This is a genomic window from Klebsiella sp. CSG-1 (genome assembly GCF_056521145.1).
The window spans coordinates 230,152-250,391 of sequence record NZ_JBWNLD010000009.1 but is presented as its reverse complement, the minus strand read 5'-3'; the positions used below and the strand labels follow the sequence as shown (position 1 = coordinate 250,391).

The 20,240-nt window shown below is 51.9% G+C and carries 18 protein-coding genes, 2 tRNA genes and 1 other RNA gene; 11 read left to right on the top strand and 10 right to left on the bottom strand.

All coding sequences use genetic code 11. The annotated features are described in order from the left end of the window. Positions 1-36: 36 nt before the first annotated feature. From AC007G_RS21385 to AC007G_RS21365, 5 genes are all read right to left on the bottom strand, one after another. Positions 37-121 (bottom strand) — tRNA-Tyr (locus AC007G_RS21385). 37 nt (positions 122-158) lie between these two features. Next, positions 159-290, bottom strand: a non-coding RNA gene (locus AC007G_RS21380) — RtT sRNA. Positions 291-333: 43 nt separating this feature from the next. Then, positions 334-418, bottom strand: a tRNA-Tyr gene (locus AC007G_RS21375). Between the two features lie 159 nt (positions 419-577). Further along, positions 578-1,420: a formyltetrahydrofolate deformylase gene (gene purU, locus AC007G_RS21370; RefSeq protein ID WP_004863432.1), complete on the bottom strand. Its 843-nt coding sequence runs from the start codon at positions 1,418-1,420 to the stop codon at positions 578-580. Positions 1,421-1,463: 43 nt separating this feature from the next. Next, the gene (locus AC007G_RS21365; RefSeq protein WP_032687117.1) at positions 1,464-1,922 is read right to left on the bottom strand and encodes a YchJ family protein; all 459 of its coding nucleotides are present in this window, start codon (positions 1,920-1,922) and stop codon (positions 1,464-1,466) included. 111 nt (positions 1,923-2,033) lie between these two features. Between AC007G_RS21365 and rssA the strand changes: the two genes are divergently transcribed. From rssA to galU, 3 genes are all read left to right on the top strand, one after another. Continuing rightward, a complete protein-coding gene (rssA, locus tag AC007G_RS21360) occupies positions 2,034-2,930 on the top strand; it encodes a patatin-like phospholipase RssA (RefSeq protein ID WP_032697390.1) in 897 nt (298 codons plus the stop codon). Between the two features lie 90 nt (positions 2,931-3,020). After that, the gene (rssB, locus tag AC007G_RS21355) at positions 3,021-4,034 is read left to right on the top strand and encodes a two-component system response regulator RssB (protein WP_032687119.1); all 1,014 of its coding nucleotides are present in this window, start codon (positions 3,021-3,023) and stop codon (positions 4,032-4,034) included. A gap of 196 nt (positions 4,035-4,230) precedes the next feature. Continuing rightward, positions 4,231-5,133 (top strand): UTP--glucose-1-phosphate uridylyltransferase GalU, encoded by a 903-nt coding sequence (gene galU / locus AC007G_RS21350; RefSeq protein ID WP_032687120.1) that lies wholly within the window; start codon positions 4,231-4,233, stop codon positions 5,131-5,133. Positions 5,134-5,251: 118 nt separating this feature from the next. On the opposite strand, the gene hns is transcribed toward galU, so the two are convergent. Beyond that, the gene (gene hns / locus AC007G_RS21345; protein WP_004863421.1) at positions 5,252-5,659 is read right to left on the bottom strand and encodes a histone-like nucleoid-structuring protein H-NS; all 408 of its coding nucleotides are present in this window, start codon (positions 5,657-5,659) and stop codon (positions 5,252-5,254) included. Positions 5,660-6,219: 560 nt separating this feature from the next. On the opposite strand from hns, the gene tdk reads away from it, so the two are divergent. Continuing rightward, a complete protein-coding gene (gene tdk / locus AC007G_RS21340; RefSeq protein ID WP_015584099.1) occupies positions 6,220-6,837 on the top strand; it encodes a thymidine kinase in 618 nt (205 codons plus the stop codon). A gap of 91 nt (positions 6,838-6,928) precedes the next feature. Here tdk and AC007G_RS21335 read toward each other — a convergent pair whose 3' ends face one another. Both AC007G_RS21335 and adhE read right to left on the bottom strand, forming a co-directional pair. Continuing rightward, positions 6,929-7,114: a hypothetical protein gene (locus AC007G_RS21335; protein WP_085397051.1), complete on the bottom strand. Its 186-nt coding sequence runs from the start codon at positions 7,112-7,114 to the stop codon at positions 6,929-6,931. Between the two features lie 78 nt (positions 7,115-7,192). After that, positions 7,193-9,871 carry a bifunctional acetaldehyde-CoA/alcohol dehydrogenase gene (gene adhE, locus AC007G_RS21330; protein ID WP_004863415.1) on the bottom strand — a complete coding sequence of 893 codons (2,679 nt, stop codon included), beginning with the start codon at positions 9,869-9,871 and terminating at the stop codon, positions 7,193-7,195. A gap of 475 nt (positions 9,872-10,346) precedes the next feature. On the opposite strand from adhE, the gene AC007G_RS21325 reads away from it, so the two are divergent. From AC007G_RS21325 to AC007G_RS21295, 7 genes are all read left to right on the top strand, one after another. Then, positions 10,347-10,994 (top strand): YchE family NAAT transporter, encoded by a 648-nt coding sequence (locus AC007G_RS21325; protein WP_004863410.1) that lies wholly within the window; start codon positions 10,347-10,349, stop codon positions 10,992-10,994. 753 nt (positions 10,995-11,747) lie between these two features. Further along, positions 11,748-13,379: an oligopeptide ABC transporter substrate-binding protein OppA gene (gene oppA / locus AC007G_RS21320; protein WP_032697388.1), complete on the top strand. Its 1,632-nt coding sequence runs from the start codon at positions 11,748-11,750 to the stop codon at positions 13,377-13,379. Between the two features lie 84 nt (positions 13,380-13,463). Continuing rightward, the gene (gene oppB / locus AC007G_RS21315) at positions 13,464-14,384 is read left to right on the top strand and encodes an oligopeptide ABC transporter permease OppB (RefSeq protein WP_004863406.1); all 921 of its coding nucleotides are present in this window, start codon (positions 13,464-13,466) and stop codon (positions 14,382-14,384) included. A gap of 14 nt (positions 14,385-14,398) precedes the next feature. After that, a complete protein-coding gene (gene oppC / locus AC007G_RS21310; RefSeq protein ID WP_032687122.1) occupies positions 14,399-15,307 on the top strand; it encodes an oligopeptide ABC transporter permease OppC in 909 nt (302 codons plus the stop codon). An 11-nt stretch (positions 15,308-15,318) separates the two neighbouring features. Further along, complete coding sequence (gene oppD, locus AC007G_RS21305; RefSeq protein WP_004863400.1) at positions 15,319-16,332, top strand: ABC transporter ATP-binding protein; 1,014 nt, start codon at positions 15,319-15,321, stop codon at positions 16,330-16,332. Beyond that, a complete protein-coding gene (oppF, locus tag AC007G_RS21300; protein WP_032687124.1) occupies positions 16,329-17,333 on the top strand; it encodes a murein tripeptide/oligopeptide ABC transporter ATP-binding protein OppF in 1,005 nt (334 codons plus the stop codon). The genes oppD and oppF overlap by 4 nt, the downstream gene beginning before the upstream one ends. Before the next feature lie 46 nt (positions 17,334-17,379). Then, the gene (locus AC007G_RS21295; RefSeq protein ID WP_142630661.1) at positions 17,380-18,213 is read left to right on the top strand and encodes an ion transporter; all 834 of its coding nucleotides are present in this window, start codon (positions 17,380-17,382) and stop codon (positions 18,211-18,213) included. A gap of 74 nt (positions 18,214-18,287) precedes the next feature. Here the strand turns inward: AC007G_RS21295 and AC007G_RS21290 are convergent, their stop codons facing one another. Next, positions 18,288-18,617, bottom strand: a complete 330-nt coding sequence (locus AC007G_RS21290) for an HI1450 family dsDNA-mimic protein (protein ID WP_004863389.1) — start codon at positions 18,615-18,617, stop codon at positions 18,288-18,290. A 34-nt stretch (positions 18,618-18,651) separates the two neighbouring features. After that, on the bottom strand, positions 18,652-20,112 hold the full coding sequence (cls, locus tag AC007G_RS21285; protein WP_004863387.1) for a cardiolipin synthase: 1,461 nt from the start codon (positions 20,110-20,112) through the stop codon (positions 18,652-18,654). Positions 20,113-20,240 lie beyond the last annotated feature (128 nt).

Below are 20,240 nucleotides of genomic sequence, written 5' to 3'. Positions count from 1 at the left end.
CGCGATGAGTTTAGCTGAGAAGTTACGGGAAGATGATGGTGGTGGGGGAAGGATTCGAACCTTCGAAGTCGATGACGGCAGATTTACAGTCTGCTCCCTTTGGCCGCTCGGGAACCCCACCAGGGGTAATTTCAGATGACAACATTCAGCGGAGTGAATGGTGGTGGGGGAAGGATTATTCGTCGCTTCGCGCCTCACCTTTCGGGCCGTTGCCTGCGGCAACGTTCTCTCGCTTGCGCTCGAGTCGAACCTTAATCGAAGGTTCTTACCCTTCCCGACAAGTGCAAACCTTGCTGAGATTTGCCGGGGTTACCACATTACTGTGGTGAATAATGGTGGTGGGGGAAGGATTCGAACCTTCGAAGTCGATGACGGCAGATTTACAGTCTGCTCCCTTTGGCCGCTCGGGAACCCCACCACGGGGTAATGCTTAATACTGGCCTGCTTCCTTCTGGGGAAGCGGGGCGCATCATATCAAATGATGCGCCCCTGTAAAGCTTTCCGTTGATAAAATTAAACTGGTTGCCTGAAATTTACGCGTAAAGGTCTAATGCTAACCAGTTCATTTCATTATCGATTAAAGAATAATCGTTCGGTTGCCGTAAACAAACACGCGCTGAGCCAGAACCTGATACAGCGCGCGGCTCAGCACATTCTTTTCAACATCGCGCCCCGCGCGCATCATATCTTCCGCCGTATAGGTGTGATCGACATGAATTACATCCTGCATAATGATCGGGCCTTCATCCAGGTTGTCGTTAACGTAGTGGGCGGTAGCGCCGATGATCTTCACGCCGCGCTCATAGGCCTGATGATAAGGACGGGCGCCAATAAAGGCTGGCAGGAAGGAGTGATGAATGTTGATAATCTGGTTCGGGAAGCGGGAAACGAATTCCGGCGTCAGAACGCGCATATACTTCGCCAGCACCACATAATCCGGCGCATAGGATTCAATGGCGTCGCCCATCAGCTTGTCGTGTTCTTCGCGCGTCAGTCCTTCGTGGCTGACCAGCTGGAACGGAATATCAAAACGTTCAACCAGCGAGCGCAGGGTTTCATGGTTGCCGATGACCGCCGCAATCTCAACATCCAGGCCGCCATAGTTGGCTTTCATCAGCAGATCGCCCAGACAGTGTGCCTCTTTGGTGACCAGGATCACCACGCGACGGCGGCCAGCGGGGGTTAGTTCGCGTATAGAGCCTTCCGGCAGCGCGCTATCAAGGTCGGCGAGCAGAATGGCGTCATTAAAAATACCTTCCAGTTCGGTACGCATAAAGAAGCGACCGGTACGGTGATCGACAAACTCGTTGTTCTGCACGATATTCAGCTCGTGCTTGTAACAAATATTCGTGATACGCGCGATGAGTCCTTTCTGGTCAGGGCAAATGGTGCGTAGTACTTTACGTTGTAATGAATGCATCGCGAGGAAAATCCTGTAGTGTTTGCTATTGCCGGCGCCAGCTTTACTGGCCGCAGCATTTTTTAAATTTTTTACCTGAACCGCAAGGGCAGGGGTCGTTACGACCAATCAGCGGTCGTGTGCCGTCGATATAATACCACCGTCCATTTTCTTTTAAGAATCTGGAACGTTCAATAATCGCGCCGGGGCGGTTATCGTCGTGGTATCGCGCGATGAAACTGACGAATCCCTCGTCGGGGTGACGGCCTTCATCGGTAGCAAATACGGTTAAGCCTTGCCACTGCGTTTTAGCGAACCCCTTTTCCAGATCGTCCCGGAAGTGCTGTGGCTGGCAGGAAGGGTGCCAGGTGGCGATCAGGTAATCGGCATCCTTCATGACAAACGCGCTATAGCGAGATCGCATCAGCTGTGAGGGATCCGGTGCGGGCAACGAGCCGGTCAGATATCGCTGACAACATAAGCTATACTCCAGAGCGCTGCCACAAGGGCATAATGGCGACAAAGCGGCCTCCATGGAAAAAGAATCACGGCGCATCGGCGCCAAAGTGTTTTATGTTAACTGAGCTGTGGCAATGATGCCATGCTCGGAGTGGAAGGAAGTATATCGGTCATAATGAGAAAGCTTAAAATTGGTCTGGCGTTAGGGGCGGGAGCTGCCCGCGGGTGGTCGCATATAGGGACGATTAAAGCGCTACAGCGCGCGGGCATTGAAATTGATATCGTCGCAGGATGTTCAATCGGTGCGCTGGTGGGGGCCGCCTTTGCCTGCAATCGGCTTCCGGTCCTTGAGAAATGGGTCTCCTCTTTTAGTAACTGGGACGTGCTGCGGTTGATGGATCTTTCCTGGCGTCGCGGTGGCCTGCTGCGCGGTGAGCGCGTATTTAATCAGTTCCGACAGGTATTGCCCGTCGCCGATATTGAGCGCTGCGACCGTCGCTTTGCTGCGGTGGCGACCAATTTAAGCACCGGCCGCGAATTGTGGTTTACCGAGGGCGATCTGCACCAGGCCGTGCGCGCCTCCTGCAGCATGCCGGGCCTGATGTCGCCGGTCATGCATAATGGCTACTGGCTGGTCGATGGCGCGGTAGTCAACCCCGTTCCGGTTTCCCTGGCGCGCGCGCTGGGGGCGGATATCGTGATTGCCGTCGACTTACAGCACGATGCGCATCTGATGCAGCAGGATTTGTGGTCAATTGAAAAACCTCAGCCTGAAGAAGACAAAGATTTTTCCTGGCATGCGAGGATTCGCGCGCGTCTGAGCGGAATGACCTCCCGTCGCGCGGCGACGCCAACGGCGATGGAGATTATGTCGACCTCTATTCAGGTGCTGGAAAATCGCCTGAAACGCAATCGGATGGCGGGCGATCCTCCCGATATTCTGCTGCAGCCTTTTTGCCCACAAATATCCACGCTTGATTTTCATCGTGCCGGTGAGGCGATTGCTGCCGGACATCAGGCGGTTGAAAAGAAGATGGATGAGCTACTACCCTTGGTGCGCACTGCGGTGTGACGCCATTTAACCAGGACTTAAGTAAATTCTGACAGGCGATAGTGTGAATTGCATGCCACTATTTAACTATCGTCAGCCAGAGGAGAGATCATGACGCAGCCATTGGCGGGAAAACTGATTCTGATAGTTGAAGACGAAGCCGTTTTCCGCTCACTCTTGCACTCCTGGCTAACCTCACTGGGCGCGACAACGGCACTGGCGGGGGATGGCGTGGAAGCGCTCCAGAAGATGGCCGAGTCCAAACCCGACCTGATGATTTGCGACATCTCTATGCCGCGAATGAATGGTCTTGAGCTGGTGGAGCAGCTACGCAACCGGGGCGAAACGCTGCCGATTCTGATGATTTCGGCAACGGAAAATATGGCCGATATTGCCAGGGCGTTGCGCCTTGGCGTCCAGGATGTGTTGCTAAAGCCGGTAAAAGATTTCAACCGCCTGCGGGAAACGGTGTATGCCTGTCTGTATCCCAATATGTTCAACTCGCGGGTTGAGGAAGAAGAACGGTTGTTTGAGGACTGGGACGCGCTGGTTAGCGACCCTACCGCAGCGTCAAGGCTGCTGCAGGAGCTTCAGCCTCCGGTACAGCAAGAAATTTCGAAGTGCCGTATTCATTATCGTCAGCTGGTGTCGGCGGATAAACCCGGTCTGGTGCTCGATATTGCGCCATTATCAGAAAATGATCTGGCCTTCTATTGTCTGGATGTCACACGAGCAGGAGATAATGGGGTGCTGGCGGCGCTGTTGCTGCGGGCTTTGTTTAATGGATTGCTTCAGGAGCAGCTGGCCCATCAGGGGCAGCGCCTGCCGGAAATGGGGAGCCTGTTGAAACAGGTTAACCAATTACTGCGTCAGGCCAATTTACCTGGGCAATTTCCATTGCTGGTGGGTTATTACCATAGCGGTCTGAAAAATTTGATATTGGTATCCGCAGGTCTGAATGGCACACTCAATACCGGAGAACATCAAATTCAGATTAGCAATGGCGTTCCGTTAGGGACATTGGGTAACGCTTATCTCAACCAAATTAGCCAGCGCTGCGCATCATGGCAGTGCCAAATTTGGGGGGCCGGAGGGCGTTTGCGACTGATGTTGTCTGCGGAATGAACAATTACCTGTTTTTTTAAGCTGGTAGGATTACCGGGTAATCTTTTGCGGTGGTACTATCATTGCGTTTTATAAGTAAAGTCCTAATTCGAGGGAACACAAACCTTTTCAGACCAGGTTTGCCTGAGTGGACTGATATACTCGACACGTTATTATTAACGAAAAGTTTAAAAAACGAACAGTCCAGGAGATTTCAATGGCTGCCCTTAATTCTAAAGTAAGAAAAGCTGTTATCCCGGTTGCGGGATTAGGTACCAGGATGCTACCCGCCACCAAGGCTATTCCGAAAGAAATGCTGCCACTGGTAGATAAGCCTTTAATTCAGTACGTTGTTAACGAATGCATCGCAGCCGGAATTACTGAAATTGTTCTGGTGACCCATTCGTCTAAAAACTCTATCGAAAACCATTTCGATACCAGTTTTGAACTGGAAGCGATGCTGGAAAAACGTGTTAAACGTCAGCTGCTGGAAGAAGTTCAGTCTATTTGTCCGCCGCATGTCACCATTATGCAGGTCCGTCAGGGTCTGGCTAAAGGTCTGGGCCACGCGGTACTGTGCGCGCACCCGGTGGTGGGTGACGAGCCGGTCGCGGTTATTCTGCCAGACGTTATTCTGGATGAATTCGAGTCGGATCTTTCCCGTGATAACCTGGCCGAAATGATCTCCCGTTTTGATGAAACAGGATCCAGCCAGATTATGGTTGAGCCTGTCGCTGATGTTACCGCCTACGGCGTTGTCGACTGTAAAGGCGAGTCCCTGCAGCCGGGCGAAAGCGTCCCGATGGTGGGTGTGGTTGAGAAGCCGAAAGCCGATGTGGCGCCGTCTAACCTTGCTGTCGTCGGTCGCTATGTGCTGAGCGCGGACATTTGGCCGCTGCTGGCAAAAACGCCTCCGGGAGCCGGGGATGAAATCCAGCTGACCGATGCGATCGACATGCTGATCGAGAAAGAGACGGTTGAGGCCTATCATATGAAAGGTAAGAGCCACGACTGCGGTAATAAACTGGGCTATATGCAGGCGTTTGTGGAATATGGCGTGCGCCATAAATCCCTCGGCGCAGATTTTAAAGCCTGGCTGGAAAAAGCAGTAGCTAAGTAATCGTTTTCAGCATAATGATAAACCGGGAGCGAATTTCGTTTCCCGGTTTTTTTATATCGCCGGACGGCAGATAAAAAAAATCCCGCCGAAGCGGGATTTTTCAAATACAGCTGATCGATTACAGCAGGAAATCGTCCAGGGTTTTACCCTGCTCGTCCATGGCTTTTTTGATCACTGCCGGGGTGCGGCCTTGACCTGTCCAGGTTTTGGTTTCGCCGTTTTCATCAACGTAGCTGTATTTAGCCGGGCGCGCAGCGCGTTTAGCTTTGGTACCCGCTTTGACTGCCGCCATGGTGCTCAGCAGTTCGTTCGGATCAATACCATCTGCAATCAGCATTTCACGGTATTGTTGCAGTTTACGAGTACGCTCTTCAATTTCTGCAGCTGCAGCGCTTTCTTCTTCGCGACGTTCGTTAACGACAACTTCTAATTTTTCCAGCATTTCTTCTAGCGTTTCAAGGGTGCATTCTCTTGCCTGCGCACGAAGAGTACGGATGTTGTTCAAAATTTTAAGTGCTTCGCTCATTGTAGTAATCTCAAACTTATATTGTGGGGTGGTTTGTTGGAGTAATAATAGAGCGATATAATCAGATGTGCAATAGGGGAGAATGTAAGGAATTCAAAATTACTTGTTATTTGTCGTGGTAATTAATTAATTTAAGTTAAATTCTACGTGCGACTTCACATCTTTTTTGCTTATAGCCTGACCTGAATCCTGCGCTAAAACCCTGAGATAGTATGCTTTTCTCTGTTGCCCGGGAGTAAAATTATACTTTGCAGGGATAAATATCCCTCTTGAGTATTAGCGTATTAGTAACGGCAATCTTTAATATAATCGGGTGAGCAAAAAACGTTATAGCGGGCTGGCGCCTGCTACGATTCGCACAAAAGGACAATCGTAGGGGGCCAACAAGGAGGGCTGTACAAATTGCCGGCACCCGCATTCAATTAAAAAAGCGTAATCTATCAGCAGGGGGGGACGAGCATAGCGTATGCCGCTATACCCATGCTGAAAGGGGGGATAGCACGGGAAAATATGCTACAATTTTGCCGCGATAAAACACACTGATTGGGGTGATGCAGCCGATGGCTCAACTTTATTTCTACTATTCTGCAATGAATGCAGGTAAGTCGACCGCTTTGTTACAGTCGTCATACAATTATCAAGAGCGAGGCATGCGTGCCCTGGTTTATACCGCCGAGATTGATGACCGCTTTGGTTCAGGTAAGGTCAGTTCAAGAATTGGTCTCTCCTCGCCAGCCCGGCTGTTTAACCCTCAAACCTCGCTCTTTAGCGATATTGCGGCCGAACATGCGCAACAGCCCGTTCATTGTGTCCTGGTGGATGAGAGTCAGTTTCTGACCCGCGAGCAGGTACATGAATTGTCTGAAGTCGTCGATCGCCTGGATATTCCGGTGTTGTGCTACGGCCTGCGTACGGATTTCCGTGGCGAGTTGTTTATTGGTAGTCAGTATTTATTAGCATGGTCCGATAAGCTGGTTGAATTAAAAACGATCTGCTTCTGCGGACGTAAAGCGAGCATGGTGCTGCGTCTCGATCAGGAAGGGCGGCCATATAATGAAGGTGAGCAGGTGGTGATTGGCGGGAATGAACGCTATGTTTCCGTTTGCCGTAAACATTATAAAGAAGCCTTAAGTGAAGGCTCGCTGACCCGGGTGCAGAGTAAACATCGCCCCTGCTAATCGTACAGATCATTCCCCTCCCAGGCGCCTGTATGGCGCCTGCTGCGTCTTCCTGCCGTGAACCGATACCCTGACCTTTATCCAGAACTGGTTACGCCTGAAACGCCTGCTGCTGCCGATGTTCCGTGATGGACTTCTCCTGGCCGGGTATCAACGGCATGAGGGCGTTGCGACCCTGATTGTGCTCCTGTGCCGCCGAAAACAAAGCTCTACCAGCGGTATCGTGGATACCCAGGTCGCAAATGCGCATCAGGAAAAAGCGTTTGCTATCGCTCATCTCATCTTCTCTGGCGGAAGGGGATAAAAAAAAGCCCCATCCGGAGATGGGGCTTTTTACCAGCGTTATCAGAGTCGATTAAGCAGATTTCTTCGCTTTTTTATCGGCTTTTGGTGCGGCTGCGGTTTCTTTCTTCGCGGCAGTTTCACCTTCGCTGAACTCGTTACCGTAGAAGGTATCCAGCAGAATCTGTTTCAGCTCGGCGATCAGCGGGTAGCGCGGGTTTGCGCCGGTGCACTGGTCATCGAATGCATCTTCAGACAGCTTGTCAACGTGGGCCAGGAAGTCAGCTTCCTGTACACCAGCTTCACGGATAGACTTAGGAATACCCAGTTCAGCCTTCAGGCTTTCCAGCCATGCCAGCAGTTTTTCAATTTTCGCTGCGGTACGGTCGCCCGGTGCGCTCAGACCCAGGTGGTCAGCGATTTCAGCGTAGCGACGGCGTGCCTGCGGACGGTCGTACTGGCTGAATGCAGTCTGCTTGGTCGGGTTGTCATTCGCGTTGTAACGAATCACGTTACAAATCAGCAGGGCGTTAGCCAGGCCGTGCGGAATGTGGAACTGAGAACCCAGTTTGTGCGCCATGGAGTGACATACGCCGAGGAAGGCGTTAGCAAACGCGATACCGGCGATAGTCGCTGCACTGTGCACGCGCTCACGTGCTACCGGGTTCTTAGAACCTTCGTGGTAGGACGCTGGCAGGTACTCTTTCAGCAGTTTCAGCGCCTGCAGAGCCTGGCCGTCGGAGAACTCAGATGCCAGTACGGAAACATAGGCTTCCAGGGCGTGAGTCACGGCGTCAAGACCACCGAAAGCACACAGGGACTTCGGCATATCCATCACGAGGTTAGCATCGACAATCGCCACATCCGGAGTCAGCGCGTAGTCAGCCAGCGGATATTTCTGACCGGTTGCATCGTCGGTAACAACTGCGAATGGCGTAACTTCAGAACCGGTACCGGAAGTGGTGGTGACGGCGATCATCTTCGCTTTCACGCCCATTTTCGGGAACTTGTAGATACGTTTACGGATGTCCATAAAGCGCAGCGCCAGGTCTTCGAAGTGGGTTTCCGGATGTTCGTACATGACCCACATGATTTTCGCGGCATCCATCGGGGAACCACCGCCCAGAGCGATGATAACGTCCGGCTTGAAGGAGTTAGCCAGATCCGCACCTTTACGTACTACGCTCAGGGTCGGGTCAGCTTCAACTTCGAAGAAGACTTCAGTCTCAACGCCGGATGCTTTCAGCACGGAGGTGATCTGGTCTGCATAACCGTTGTTGAACAGGAAGCGGTCAGTCACAATCAGCGCGCGTTTGTGACCATCAGTAATCACTTCATCCAGTGCGATTGGCAGTGAGCCACGACGGAAGTAGATAGATTTCGGAAGTTTGTGCCACAACATGTTTTCAGCTCGCTTAGCAACGGTTTTCTTGTTGATCAGGTGTTTCGGACCAACGTTTTCAGAGATGGAGTTACCACCCCAGGAACCACAACCCAGAGTCAGGGAAGGCGCGAGTTTAAAGTTGTACAGGTCACCGATACCACCCTGAGAAGCCGGGGTGTTAATCAGGATACGTGCGGTTTTCATCATCTGGCCGAAGTAGGCAACGCGAGCCGGCTGGTTGTCCTGGTCGGTGTACAGGCAAGAGGTATGACCGATACCGCCCATTGCCACCAGTTTTTCAGCTTTATCAACAGCATCTTCGAAGTTCTTCGCGCGGTACATGGCCAGCGTCGGAGACAGTTTTTCGTGAGCAAACGGCTCGCTCTCATCAACGTCGGTCACTTCACCAATCAGAATCTTGGTGGTAGCCGGAACGGTGAAGCCTGCCAGTTCAGCAATTTTGTATGCCGGCTGACCTACGATTGCCGCGTTCAGCGCGCCATTTTTCAGGATGATGTCCTGAACGGCTTTCAGCTCTTTGCCCTGCAGCAGGTAGCCGCCGTGGCTGGCGAAACGTTCGCGAACGGCGTCATAGACGGAGTCAACAACGACCACTGACTGCTCAGACGCACAGATAACGCCGTTATCAAAGGTTTTAGACATCAGTACGGAAGCGACCGCACGCTTAACGTCTGCAGTTTCATCAATAACGACCGGAGTGTTACCTGCACCTACGCCGATAGCCGGTTTACCGGAGCTATAAGCTGCTTTAACCATGCCTGGACCGCCGGTCGCGAGGATCAGGTTAATGTCAGGGTGATGCATCAGCGCGTTAGACAGCTCAACGGAAGGCTGGTCGATCCAACCGATCAGATCTTTCGGCGCGCCTGCCGCGATAGCAGCCTGCAGAACGATATCTGCCGCTTTGTTGGTGGCATCTTTCGCACGCGGATGTGGAGAGAAGATGATCGCGTTACGCGTCTTCAGGCTGATCAGTGATTTGAAGATTGCTGTGGAAGTCGGGTTAGTCGTCGGAACGATACCGCAGATAATGCCGATCGGTTCGGCGATAGTGATAGTCCCGAAAGTGTCGTCTTCAGAGAGAACACCGCAGGTCTTTTCATCTTTATAGGCGTTATAGATATATTCGGAAGCGAAGTGGTTTTTGATAACCTTGTCTTCGACAATGCCCATGCCAGATTCGGCTACGGCCATTTTTGCGAGAGGGATTCGAGCATCTGCGGCGGCCAAAGCGGCGGCACGGAAGATCTTATCAACTTGTTCTTGAGTGAAACTGGCATATTCACGCTGGGCTTTTTTTACGCGCTCTACGAGTGCGTTAAGTTCAGCGACATTAGTAACAGCCATAATGCTCTCCTGATAATGTTAAACTTTTTTAGTAAATCAGTAGCTCGATTCGACAGTATAGACAGGCTGTTAACAGCTTGCATCTAAATGTTAAGGTGCCGTTTCTGGCGCCGCTGGCTTCATTGATTTACTAAAGAAGCTTGATCTTTTTAATTCTCAGGTACCGCTATGCTGCACTCTTTTGGTGTGAACAAGGTTACTCACTTCTGAGTACAATTTACGTGATTTAGATCAAGTTTACGTGAAGCTGACACCTTTCAGCAGTCTGTTTTTTGACCAGTCAAATCAAGTGTAATAATTGGTATGCAAACTAAGTGAATAAGTAACCGAGGGAAACAAATAGATAACATGCCATTTTGTCGCCGCTGTACGTATATTTGAGATGAATTATGCTGCTAAAAAGCGTATCTTCTGCGCGAATATTTTATGTGGCTAACTGTCAACAGCCATTTTTAATGATGCTGCGGAGCGCACTGTGACTCTACCGTTGTTTGATTTTTCAACTTACTTCAAGTTTTTCATCGGGTTATTTGCGCTGGTTAACCCGGTAGGCATCATCCCGGTTTTCATTAGTATGACCAGTTATCAAACGGCAGTGATCCGCAATAAGACCAACCTGACGGCGAATCTTTCGGTTGCCATTATTCTGCTGACGTCGCTTTTTCTCGGTGACTCGATTTTGCAAATTTTCGGCATCTCTATTGACTCATTCCGTATTGCCGGCGGGATCCTGGTCGTGACGATTGCGATGTCGATGATCAGCGGCAAACTCGGCGAGGATAAGCAAAACAAGCAGGAAAAATCAGAAACCGCAATTCGTGAAAGTATTGGCGTCGTGCCGTTGGCGCTGCCGTTGATGGCAGGGCCGGGCGCAATCAGCTCGACTATCGTCTGGGGAACGCGCTACCACACGGTAACCTACCTGTTAGGGTTTTCCCTTGCCATTGCCCTGTTTGCCTTATGCTGCTGGGGGATTTTCCGCATGGCGCCGTGGCTGGTGCGCCTGTTAGGGCAGACGGGTATCAACGTCATCACGCGTATTATGGGGCTATTGCTGATGGCGCTGGGGATTGAGTTTATCGTCACCGGAATAAAAGCGCTGTTTCCTGGCCTGGTCAGTTAAACGAGCCCGCGCGATGCGGAGCCCGGTGCTCCGCGTTTGCTTCATTATTAGCAAAACATATCAATTAAGCGGATAACACGCGATAAGATAGCTTTCCGTAATGTCTTTAAATATTGTTATTTATCAGCTAATTATGTAACTTCCCGAACGTTTCCTCTCTTTTTATCACCCCCTTGCCACTGTTATTTTCTTCACATCATTCTCTGGTGCTTGCCGTCGCATAATTGAAATGATATTAGTAATTTCATAACCGGGGCAGATGAATGTGCTAAATAATAACCGATTGTTAAATTTTCGTACAAAAATGCATCTCAGCATGGTGCCGCGGCATCCATAACGGGCTGTTGACAGTATCTGTATGAAAACTAAATTCTTTAATGATTTTCTCGTCGCAAGACAGGGCAAGATAGCGGCGTAGAGAAAACCATAAAAGAGAATCCGGTAACATATTTGCAAATTGCATTGGCGGATGAGATGGCCTTTTGGTACTTTCCGCCGTGATCGCTCACTGAACAATACACGTAAATGAGAATTATTATTAAATAACTCGTTGCGGCTGAAACCGCCCCGCCACAGGGGATAAAAGAATCGACGCCAAGGTCGCCGTTTGAGCGGCCGTAATAAATAAGTCGGTGATAGCAAGTAGTAAAGTCTGACAGCAGCATAAACTCCTGCACTGTACAGAATCCCGTCAGGGGAAAAAAACAGGCTGGTTAAATAGCCAGTAATTATAATGAATGGAGTAACAACACAATGACCATCATCACCAAAAAAAGTCTGGTAGCCGCGGGGATTTTGTCTGCGCTAATTACCGCGAATGTTGCTATGGCAGCGGATGTACCTGCAGGGGTGCAGCTGGCGGATAAACAATCGCTGGTACGTAATAACGGCGCGGAAGTGCAATCCCTGGACCCGCATAAAATTGAAGGCGTTCCGGAATCCAACATTAACCGCGATTTGTTTGAAGGGTTAGTGATTGGCGATATTCAAGGCCATCCGATCCCTGGGGCCGCAGAATCCTGGGATAATAAAGATTTTAAAGTCTGGACCTTCCATCTGCGCAAAGATGCGAAATGGTCGGACGGCACGCCGGTTACCGCGCAAGATTTCGTCTATAGCTGGCAGCGTCTGGCGGATCCGAAAACCGCTTCACCTTACGCAAGCTATCTGCAATATGGCCACCTGCTGAATGTTGATGACATTATCGCGGGCAAAAAGCCAATCACCGATCTGGGCGTAAAAGCGATTGATGATAAAACCTTCGAAGTCACGCTGAGCGAACCGGTTCCTTATTTTTATAAACTCCTCGTTCACCCATCCGTTTCTCCGGTGCCGAAAGCCGCCATCGAAAAATACGGCGAGAAATGGACCCAGCCTGCCAATATCGTGACCAACGGCGCTTATAAGCTGAAAGACTGGGTCGTTAACGAACGTATTGTGCTTGAGCGCAATCCGCAATACTGGGATAACGCGAAAACCGTCATTAATCAGGTTACCTACCTGCCGATCTCTTCCGAAGTTACCGACGTTAACCGCTACCGCAGCGGCGAAATCGACATGACCTATAACAACATGCCGATTGAACTGTTCCAGAAACTGAAAAAAGAGATCCCGCAAGAAGTGCATGTCGATCCGTATCTCTGCACCTATTACTACGAAATTAATAACCAGAAAGCACCGTTTACCGATGTCCGCGTCCGTACCGCGCTGAAAATGGCGCTGGATCGCGATATTATCGTTAATAAAGTGAAGAATCAGGGCGACCTGCCGGCCTATAGCTATACCCCGCCGTATACCGATGGCATGAAAGTTGTCAAACCAGAATGGTTTACCTGGTCTCAGGACAAGCGTAACGAAGAAGCGAAAAAACTGCTGGCGGAAGCCGGATATACCGCTGATAAACCGCTGACCTTTAATTTACTGTATAACACTTCCGATCTGCATAAAAAACTGGCTATTGCCGTGGCGTCCATCTGGAAGAAAAACCTGGGGGCTAACGTCAAGCTGGAAAATCAGGAATGGAAAACCTTCCTCGATAACCGTCATCAGGGGACCTTCGACGTGGCGCGTGCCGGCTGGTGTGCGGATTACAACGAACCAACCTCATTCCTGAATACGATGCTGAGCGACAGCTCAAATAACACCTCTCATTATAAGAGCCCGGCTTTCGATAAAATCATCGCCGAAACATTACAAACTAATGATGACGCGAAGCGTGCCGACCTGTATGCGCAAGCAGAACAGCAGCTCGATAAAGATTCTGTGATCGTGCCGGTCTTCTATTACGTCAACGCCCGTCTGGTTAAACCGTGGGTGGGCGGCTATACCGGTAAAGACCCGTTAGATAATATCTACGTTAAAAACCTTTATATTATCAAACATTAATGGCAATACGTGGGGCAGGCGACGCTTGCCCCACCGTGTCTGAATTCATCGCACTCGATAGGCACAGGCCAGAAGGTACGGGCAATGTTAAAATTTATTTTTCGTCGCTGTCTGGAAGCGATTCCGACGCTATTTATTCTTATTACGATCTCTTTCTTCATGATGCGTCTGGCGCCGGGAAGTCCATTTACCGGTGAACGCACGCTGCCGCCGGAAGTGATGGCGAATATTGAAGCTAAATACCATTTAAACGACCCCATCATGACCCAGTACTTCAATTATCTGAAGCAGCTGGCGCACGGTGATTTCGGTCCCTCTTTTAAATATAAAGACTATTCGGTAAACGATCTGGTGGCGTCGAGCTTCCCGGTTTCCGCTAAATTAGGGCTTGCCGCCTTCCTGTTGGCGGTCGTTCTCGGCGTGACGGCAGGGGTTATTGCGGCCCTGAAGCAGAATACGAAATGGGATTATGCGGTCATGGGGGTGGCAATGACCGGCGTGGTGATACCCAGTTTCGTGGTTGCGCCGCTGCTGGTGATGATATTCGCCATCACGCTGCACTGGTTGCCCGGCGGCGGCTGGAACGGCGGGGCGCTGAAATTTATGATTCTGCCGATGGTGGCCTTATCGTTAGCCTATATCGCCAGTATCGCGCGTATTACCCGCGGTTCAATGATTGAGGTCCTGCATTCCAACTTTATCCGCACCGCGCGCGCGAAAGGGCTGCCGATGCGGCGCATTATTTTGCGTCATGCGCTGAAACCCGCTCTGCTGCCGGTTCTTTCTTATATGGGGCCAGCATTTGTGGGGATCATCACCGGCTCAATGGTCATCGAAACGATCTACGGTCTTCCGGGTATTGGTCAGCTGTTTGTGAATGGCGCGCTTAACCGCGACTATTCGCTGGTGCTGAGCCTGACCATTCTGGTCGGCGCGCTGACTATTCTGTTTAACGCGATTGTTGACGTGCTGTATGCCGTTATCGATCCGAAGATTCGCTATTGAGGCTGGAGTTCGCCATGATGTTAAGTAAGAAAAGCAACGAGGCGTTGGAAAACTTCAGTGAAAAGCTGGAAGTCGAAGGACGTAGTTTATGGCAGGACGCCCGCCGTCGTTTTATGCATAACCGTGCCGCCGTTGCCAGCCTGATTGTGCTGGTGATTATCGCACTGTTCGTGACTATTGCACCGATGGTATCGCAGTTCTCCTACTTCGATACCGACTGGGGCATGATGTCCAGTGCGCCGGATACGACATCCGGCCACTACTTTGGTACCGACTCTTCCGGCCGCGACCTGCTGGTTCGCGTCGCTATCGGCGGGCGTATCTCGCTGATGGTCGGGGTGGCTGCGGCGCTGGTGGCGGTGGTTCTTGGTACGCTCTACGGTTCACTTTCCGGCTACCTGGGCGGCAAAGTCGATTCCGTGATGATGCGTCTGCTGGAGATCCTCAACTCCTTTCCGTTCATGTTCTTCGTTATCCTGCTCGTCACCTTCTTTGGCCAGAACATCCTGCTGATTTTCGTTGCCATCGGCATGGTCTCCTGGCTGGATATGGCGCGTATTGTTCGCGGCCAGACGCTGAGCCTGAAGCGCAAAGAGTTTATCGAAGCGGCGCAGGTCGGCGGTGTTTCAACATTCAGTATTGTGGTTCGGCATATCGTGCCTAACGTACTGGGTGTGGTGGTGGTGTACGCCTCTCTGCTGGTTCCGAGCATGATCCTGTTTGAATCCTTCTTAAGCTTCCTTGGTCTGGGTACTCAGGAACCGCTGAGCAGCTGGGGTGCGCTGCTCAGCGATGGCGCGAACTCTATGGAAGTGTCGCCGTGGCTGCTGCTGTTTCCTGCGGGGTTCCTGGTGGTTACGCTGTTCTGTTTTAACTTTATCGGCGATGGCCTGCGTGATGCCCTCGACCCGAAAGATCGCTAAGGAGCGCCGTCATGAGCACAATTGAAACGGCAAAAGCGCCGCAGGCACAGCAACAATCCGGCCTGCTGCTGGATGTCAAAGATCTCCGCGTCACGTTCAAAACGCCTGATGGCGATGTCACGGCGGTGAATGACCTCAATTTTAACCTGCGAGCCGGGGAAACGCTGGGCATCGTCGGCGAATCGGGTTCCGGTAAGTCGCAGACCGCGTTTGCTTTAATGGGCCTGTTGGCTTCCAACGGTCAGATTGGCGGGTCGGCTCTGTTTAACGGCCGTCAGATTCTCAATCTGCCGGAGCGCGATCTGAATAAGCTTCGCGCCGAACAAATTTCCATGATATTCCAGGACCCGATGACCTCCCTGAACCCGTATATGCGGGTGGGTGAGCAGCTGATGGAAGTCCTGATGTTGCATAAAGGTCTGGGAAAAGCCGAAGCCTTTGAAGAGTCGGTGAAGATGCTGGATGCGGTTAAGATGCCGGAAGCGCGTAAGCGCATGAAAATGTATCCGCACGAATTCTCCGGCGGGATGCGTCAGCGCGTGATGATTGCGATGGCGCTGCTGTGCCGGCCTAAACTGCTGATTGCCGATGAGCCGACAACTGCTCTGGATGTTACGGTTCAGGCGCAAATCATGACCCTGTTGAATGAGCTTAAGCGCGAGTTCAATACGGCGATCATTATGATTACTCACGATCTTGGAGTCGTCGCCGGGATCTGCGATAAAGTGCTGGTGATGTATGCCGGGCGGACCATGGAATACGGCATGGCGCGAGATGTCTTTTATCATCCTTCCCATCCGTACTCTATCGGCTTGCTGAACGCGGTTCCGCGTCTGGACGCCGAGGGCGAGTCGCTGTTGACCATCCCGGGCAACCCGCCAAACCTGCTGCGTCTGCCGAAAGGCTGCCCGTTCCAGCCGCGTTGTCCGCATGCGATGGAGATTTGTCATAGTGCTCCACCTCTGGAGGAGTTTGCACCGGGCCGCCTGCGCGCCTGCTTTCAACCGGTAGGGGATCTGCTATGAACGCCGTTACGGAACAAAGAAAAGTCCTGCTCGAAATTGCCGATCTGAAAGTCCACTTTGATATTAAGGATGGCAAACAGTGGTTCTGGCAGCCGTCCAAAACGCTGAAAGCGGTGGATGGCGTCACGCTGCGTCTCTACGAGGGCGAAACGCTGGGCGTGGTCGGGGAATCCGGCTGCGGCAAGTCGACCTTTGCCCGGGCAATTATTGGTCTGGTGAAGGCGACCGACGGCAAAGTCGCCTGGCTTGGCAAAGATCTGTTAGGCATGAAGCAGGAACAGTGGCGCGATGTTCGCAGCGATATCCAGATGATCTTCCAGGATCCGCTGGCTTCGCTCAACCCGCGTATGACTATCGGCGAAATTATTGCCGAGCCGCTGCGCACCTATCATCCCAAAATGTCGCGTCAGGAAGTCCGTGACCGGGTGAAAGCGATGATGATGAAAGTGGGTCTGTTGCCGAACCTGATTAACCGCTATCCGCACGAGTTTTCCGGCGGCCAGTGCCAGCGTATCGGTATCGCCCGTGCGCTGATTCTCGAGCCGAAGCTGATTATCTGCGATGAGCCGGTTTCGGCGCTGGACGTTTCGATTCAGGCGCAGGTCGTTAACCTGCTGCAGCAGCTGCAGCGCGAAATGGGGCTGTCGCTGATCTTTATCGCTCACGATCTGGCGGTGGTGAAGCATATTTCCGATCGCGTTCTGGTGATGTATCTGGGCCATGCGGTGGAGCTGGGGACTTATGATGAGGTGTACCACAATCCGCTGCACCCCTATACCAAAGCGCTGATGTCCGCGGTGCCAATTCCGGACCCGGATCGGGAAAAGAACAAAACCATCCAGCTGCTAGAGGGGGAGCTGCCGTCGCCGATTAACCCGCCGTCGGGGTGTGTTTTCCGTACGCGTTGTCCCATCGCCGGGCCAGAATGTGCGAAAACGCGGCCGGTGCTGGAGGGGAGTTTCCGACATGCGGTTTCCTGCCTGAAGGTAGACCCGTTATAATCTCTGGGGCTGACGTAGGTCAGCCCTTTTTTTTGCGAGGTTAAACGTGGCTGTTCATTTTTACGCCGCTCGCCAGCGGTTGTATCATTTACTCTTCGATCAAACCCGTCGTTCCGGACGACGATTTGAAGGCCTGTGCGGTATTTTTGCGCTTTTGAGCGTGCTGGTGATTTTTATTGAGTCCGGTCTGGGTACGCAATATCACCTGACGTTTGATGAATGGCACATTTTTGTCTGGCTGGAGCTGTTTGTCACCGCTGTTTTTACCCTCGAATATTTCCTGCGTATTATCAGCTGGCCGAAACCCTTCAGCTATATTTTCAGCTTTTGGGGGGTGATAGATTTAGCCACCATCCTGCCGCTCTATGTGATGTGGATGTGGCCGGAAATGAGCCTCAATTATGTCTTTGCGTGGCGTGCGATGCGGGCGATTCGCTGCTTGCGTATTCTTAAACTGCTGCGCTTTATGCCGTCATTGAATATTTTCTGGGCGGCAATCGTTAGCGCCCGCCATCAGCTGATCCTCTTTTATTCCTTTATTGCCATCGTGATGGTTATCTTTGGTTCGCTGATGTATCTGATTGAAGGGCCGCAGTATGGGTTTACCACCTTAAATGCGTCGGTCTACTGGGCGATTGTGACCATTACGACGGTAGGGTATGGCGATATTACGCCGCATACGCCGATCGGCAGAATTCTGGCCTCGGTTCTGATCTTAATCGGCTATTCCATTATCGCCATCCCGACCGGGCTTATCACCACGCATATGACCAGCGCATTACAACATCGCCGCGCGCGCGTGTGTCCAAACTGTCAGCACGCCGCGCATGATAAAAATGCGCGTTTTTGCAACGCCTGCGGGAGTGAACTGCCGGAATAGTCGGGGAAGAAAAATAAAACGGCAGGCGGTGTGGTGACCGTCTGCCGTTTTTTGTGCTTTAGTATGGGAGAGGCTTATTCACGCCACAGAATATGGCACAGCTTATGGTCTTTTTCACGGCACAGCAGAATACGCGCAAAGATATCGTTAATTTCGCCGCCATCGGTATCGGCAAGACCAATCACGACTTCGGCGAAAAAGTCCGGGTTGAGGTCATAATCGACATGCTCTTCCCAGTCCGGCGCGGGGTCAAACAGCTCGGCGCCGCCGCGTTCTTCAAACTGCAGGTTAAACAGAATGACATCCGCCGGATCGAGGTTGTCGACAGCCAGCTCCAGGAAGATGTCATAAGCTTGTTCAAGCGTTTCGTCTTCGGTCAGGCGATTGTTTAAATCCATATCCATGATTGCTACCCGTTAAACATCTGATTGGCACGTTTTACAGCAACGGACTGAAGAAGTAAAACAGTCGCTCGGTGATCCGCTGCCAGAGCGGTCGTTTTAACCACAGCCGCGCGTCCAGCAGGCGCGAACGGGAAATATAATCGTCCTGAACGGCCGCCAGATCGCCGCCGAATCCGACGTCGTCAATGACCAGCGTGATTTCGAAATTAAGCCACAGGCTGCGCATATCGAGATTCACGGTACCGACCAGGCTGAGCTCGCCGTCGACCAGTACGCTTTTGGTATGCAGCAGGCCGCCTTCAAACTGATAAATTTTAACCCCGGCCGCCAGCAGCTCGGTAAAGAAGGCCCGACTGGCCCAGCCAACCAGCAGCGAATCATTCTTACGCGGCAGGATAATGCTGACGTCGACCCCGCGTTGCGCCGCGGTGCAGATAGCATGCAGCAGATCGTCGCTGGGCACGAAGTAAGGGGTGGTCATGATCAGATGTTCTTTGGCGGAATAGGCGGCGGTGAGGAGCGCCTGATGAATCAGGTCTTCCGGGAAACCGGGGCCAGAAGCAATGGTATGAATCGTGTGTCCGCTGGCTTCTTCAAAGGGCATAATATTGAGATCCGGCGGCGGCGGTAAAATACGTTTGCCGGTTTCAATTTCCCAGTCGCAGGAGTAGACGATGCCCATCGCCGTGGCGACCGGGCCTTCCATCCGCGCCATCAGATCAATCCACTGCCCGACGCCGGAATCCTGTTTAAAGAAGCGCGGGTCGACCATGTTCATACTGCCGGTATAGGCAATATAGTTATCAATCATCACCATTTTGCGGTGCTGGCGCAGATCCATGCGGCGCAGAAAAACACGCATCAGGTTGACCTTCAGCGCTTCGACCACCTCGATACCGGCGTTACGCATCATGGCTGCCCACGGGCTGCGGAAAAAGGCGACGCTGCCGGCGGAATCAAGCATCAGGCGGCAGTGAACGCCGCGCCGCGCCGCCGCCATCAACGATTCCGCGACCTTATCGGCCATGCCGCCAGGTTGCCAGATGTAAAACACCATCTCAATATTGTGCCGCGCCAGCTGGATATCGCGCATCAGCGCCTGCATCACGTCATCAGATTCGGTCAACAGCTGTAGCTGATTGCCCTTAACGCCGGCGATCCCCTGACGGCGTTCGCAGAGCTTAAACAGCGACTCGGCGACCGGGCTGTTATCCTCGGCAAAAATATGTTTGCAGGCTTTGAGATCGTTTAGCCATTTGGCGGTGGAGGGCCACATCGCCCGGGCCCGTTCCGCACGACGTTTACCCAGGTGCAGCTCGCCAAATGAGAGATAGGCAATAATACCAACCAGCGGAAGAATATAGATAATCAGCAACCACGCCATTGCTGAAGGTACGGCGCGCCGTTTCATCAGAATGCGTAATGTTACACCGGCGATGAGTAACCAGTAACCGAGGATGACCAGCCAGTTCACCACCGTGTAAAAGGTTGTCATAGATGAAAAATCCTTTTGAATAACTCTATGTCATGAGTTTACGCATCAACATCCATCTGGCAAATAAAAACGCAGCGAAAGCGTTGGTCAGCCAGATTCATGGGTTTATAATGTGGTCTGTTTTTCAC

Bases quoted from the DNA above. Each gene is read 5' to 3' on its own strand.
- purU (WP_004863432.1), bottom strand. From the start codon at position 1,420: ATGCATTCATTACAACGTAAAGTACTACGCACCATTTGCCCTGACCAG.
- rssA (WP_032697390.1), top strand. From the start codon at position 2,034: ATGAGAAAGCTTAAAATTGGTCTGGCGTTAGGGGCGGGAGCTGCCCGC.
- rssB (WP_032687119.1), top strand. From the start codon at position 3,021: ATGACGCAGCCATTGGCGGGAAAACTGATTCTGATAGTTGAAGACGAA.
- galU (WP_032687120.1), top strand. From the start codon at position 4,231: ATGGCTGCCCTTAATTCTAAAGTAAGAAAAGCTGTTATCCCGGTTGCG.
- hns (WP_004863421.1), bottom strand. From the start codon at position 5,659: ATGAGCGAAGCACTTAAAATTTTGAACAACATCCGTACTCTTCGTGCG.
- tdk (WP_015584099.1), top strand. From the start codon at position 6,220: ATGGCTCAACTTTATTTCTACTATTCTGCAATGAATGCAGGTAAGTCG.
- AC007G_RS21335 (WP_085397051.1), bottom strand. From the start codon at position 7,114: ATGAGCGATAGCAAACGCTTTTTCCTGATGCGCATTTGCGACCTGGGT.
- adhE (WP_004863415.1), bottom strand. From the start codon at position 9,871: ATGGCTGTTACTAATGTCGCTGAACTTAACGCACTCGTAGAGCGCGTA.
- oppA (WP_032697388.1), top strand. From the start codon at position 11,748: ATGACCATCATCACCAAAAAAAGTCTGGTAGCCGCGGGGATTTTGTCT.
- oppB (WP_004863406.1), top strand. From the start codon at position 13,464: ATGTTAAAATTTATTTTTCGTCGCTGTCTGGAAGCGATTCCGACGCTA.
- oppC (WP_032687122.1), top strand. From the start codon at position 14,399: ATGATGTTAAGTAAGAAAAGCAACGAGGCGTTGGAAAACTTCAGTGAA.
- oppD (WP_004863400.1), top strand. From the start codon at position 15,319: ATGAGCACAATTGAAACGGCAAAAGCGCCGCAGGCACAGCAACAATCC.
- oppF (WP_032687124.1), top strand. From the start codon at position 16,329: ATGAACGCCGTTACGGAACAAAGAAAAGTCCTGCTCGAAATTGCCGAT.
- AC007G_RS21290 (WP_004863389.1), bottom strand. From the start codon at position 18,617: ATGGATATGGATTTAAACAATCGCCTGACCGAAGACGAAACGCTTGAA.
- cls (WP_004863387.1), bottom strand. From the start codon at position 20,112: ATGACAACCTTTTACACGGTGGTGAACTGGCTGGTCATCCTCGGTTAC.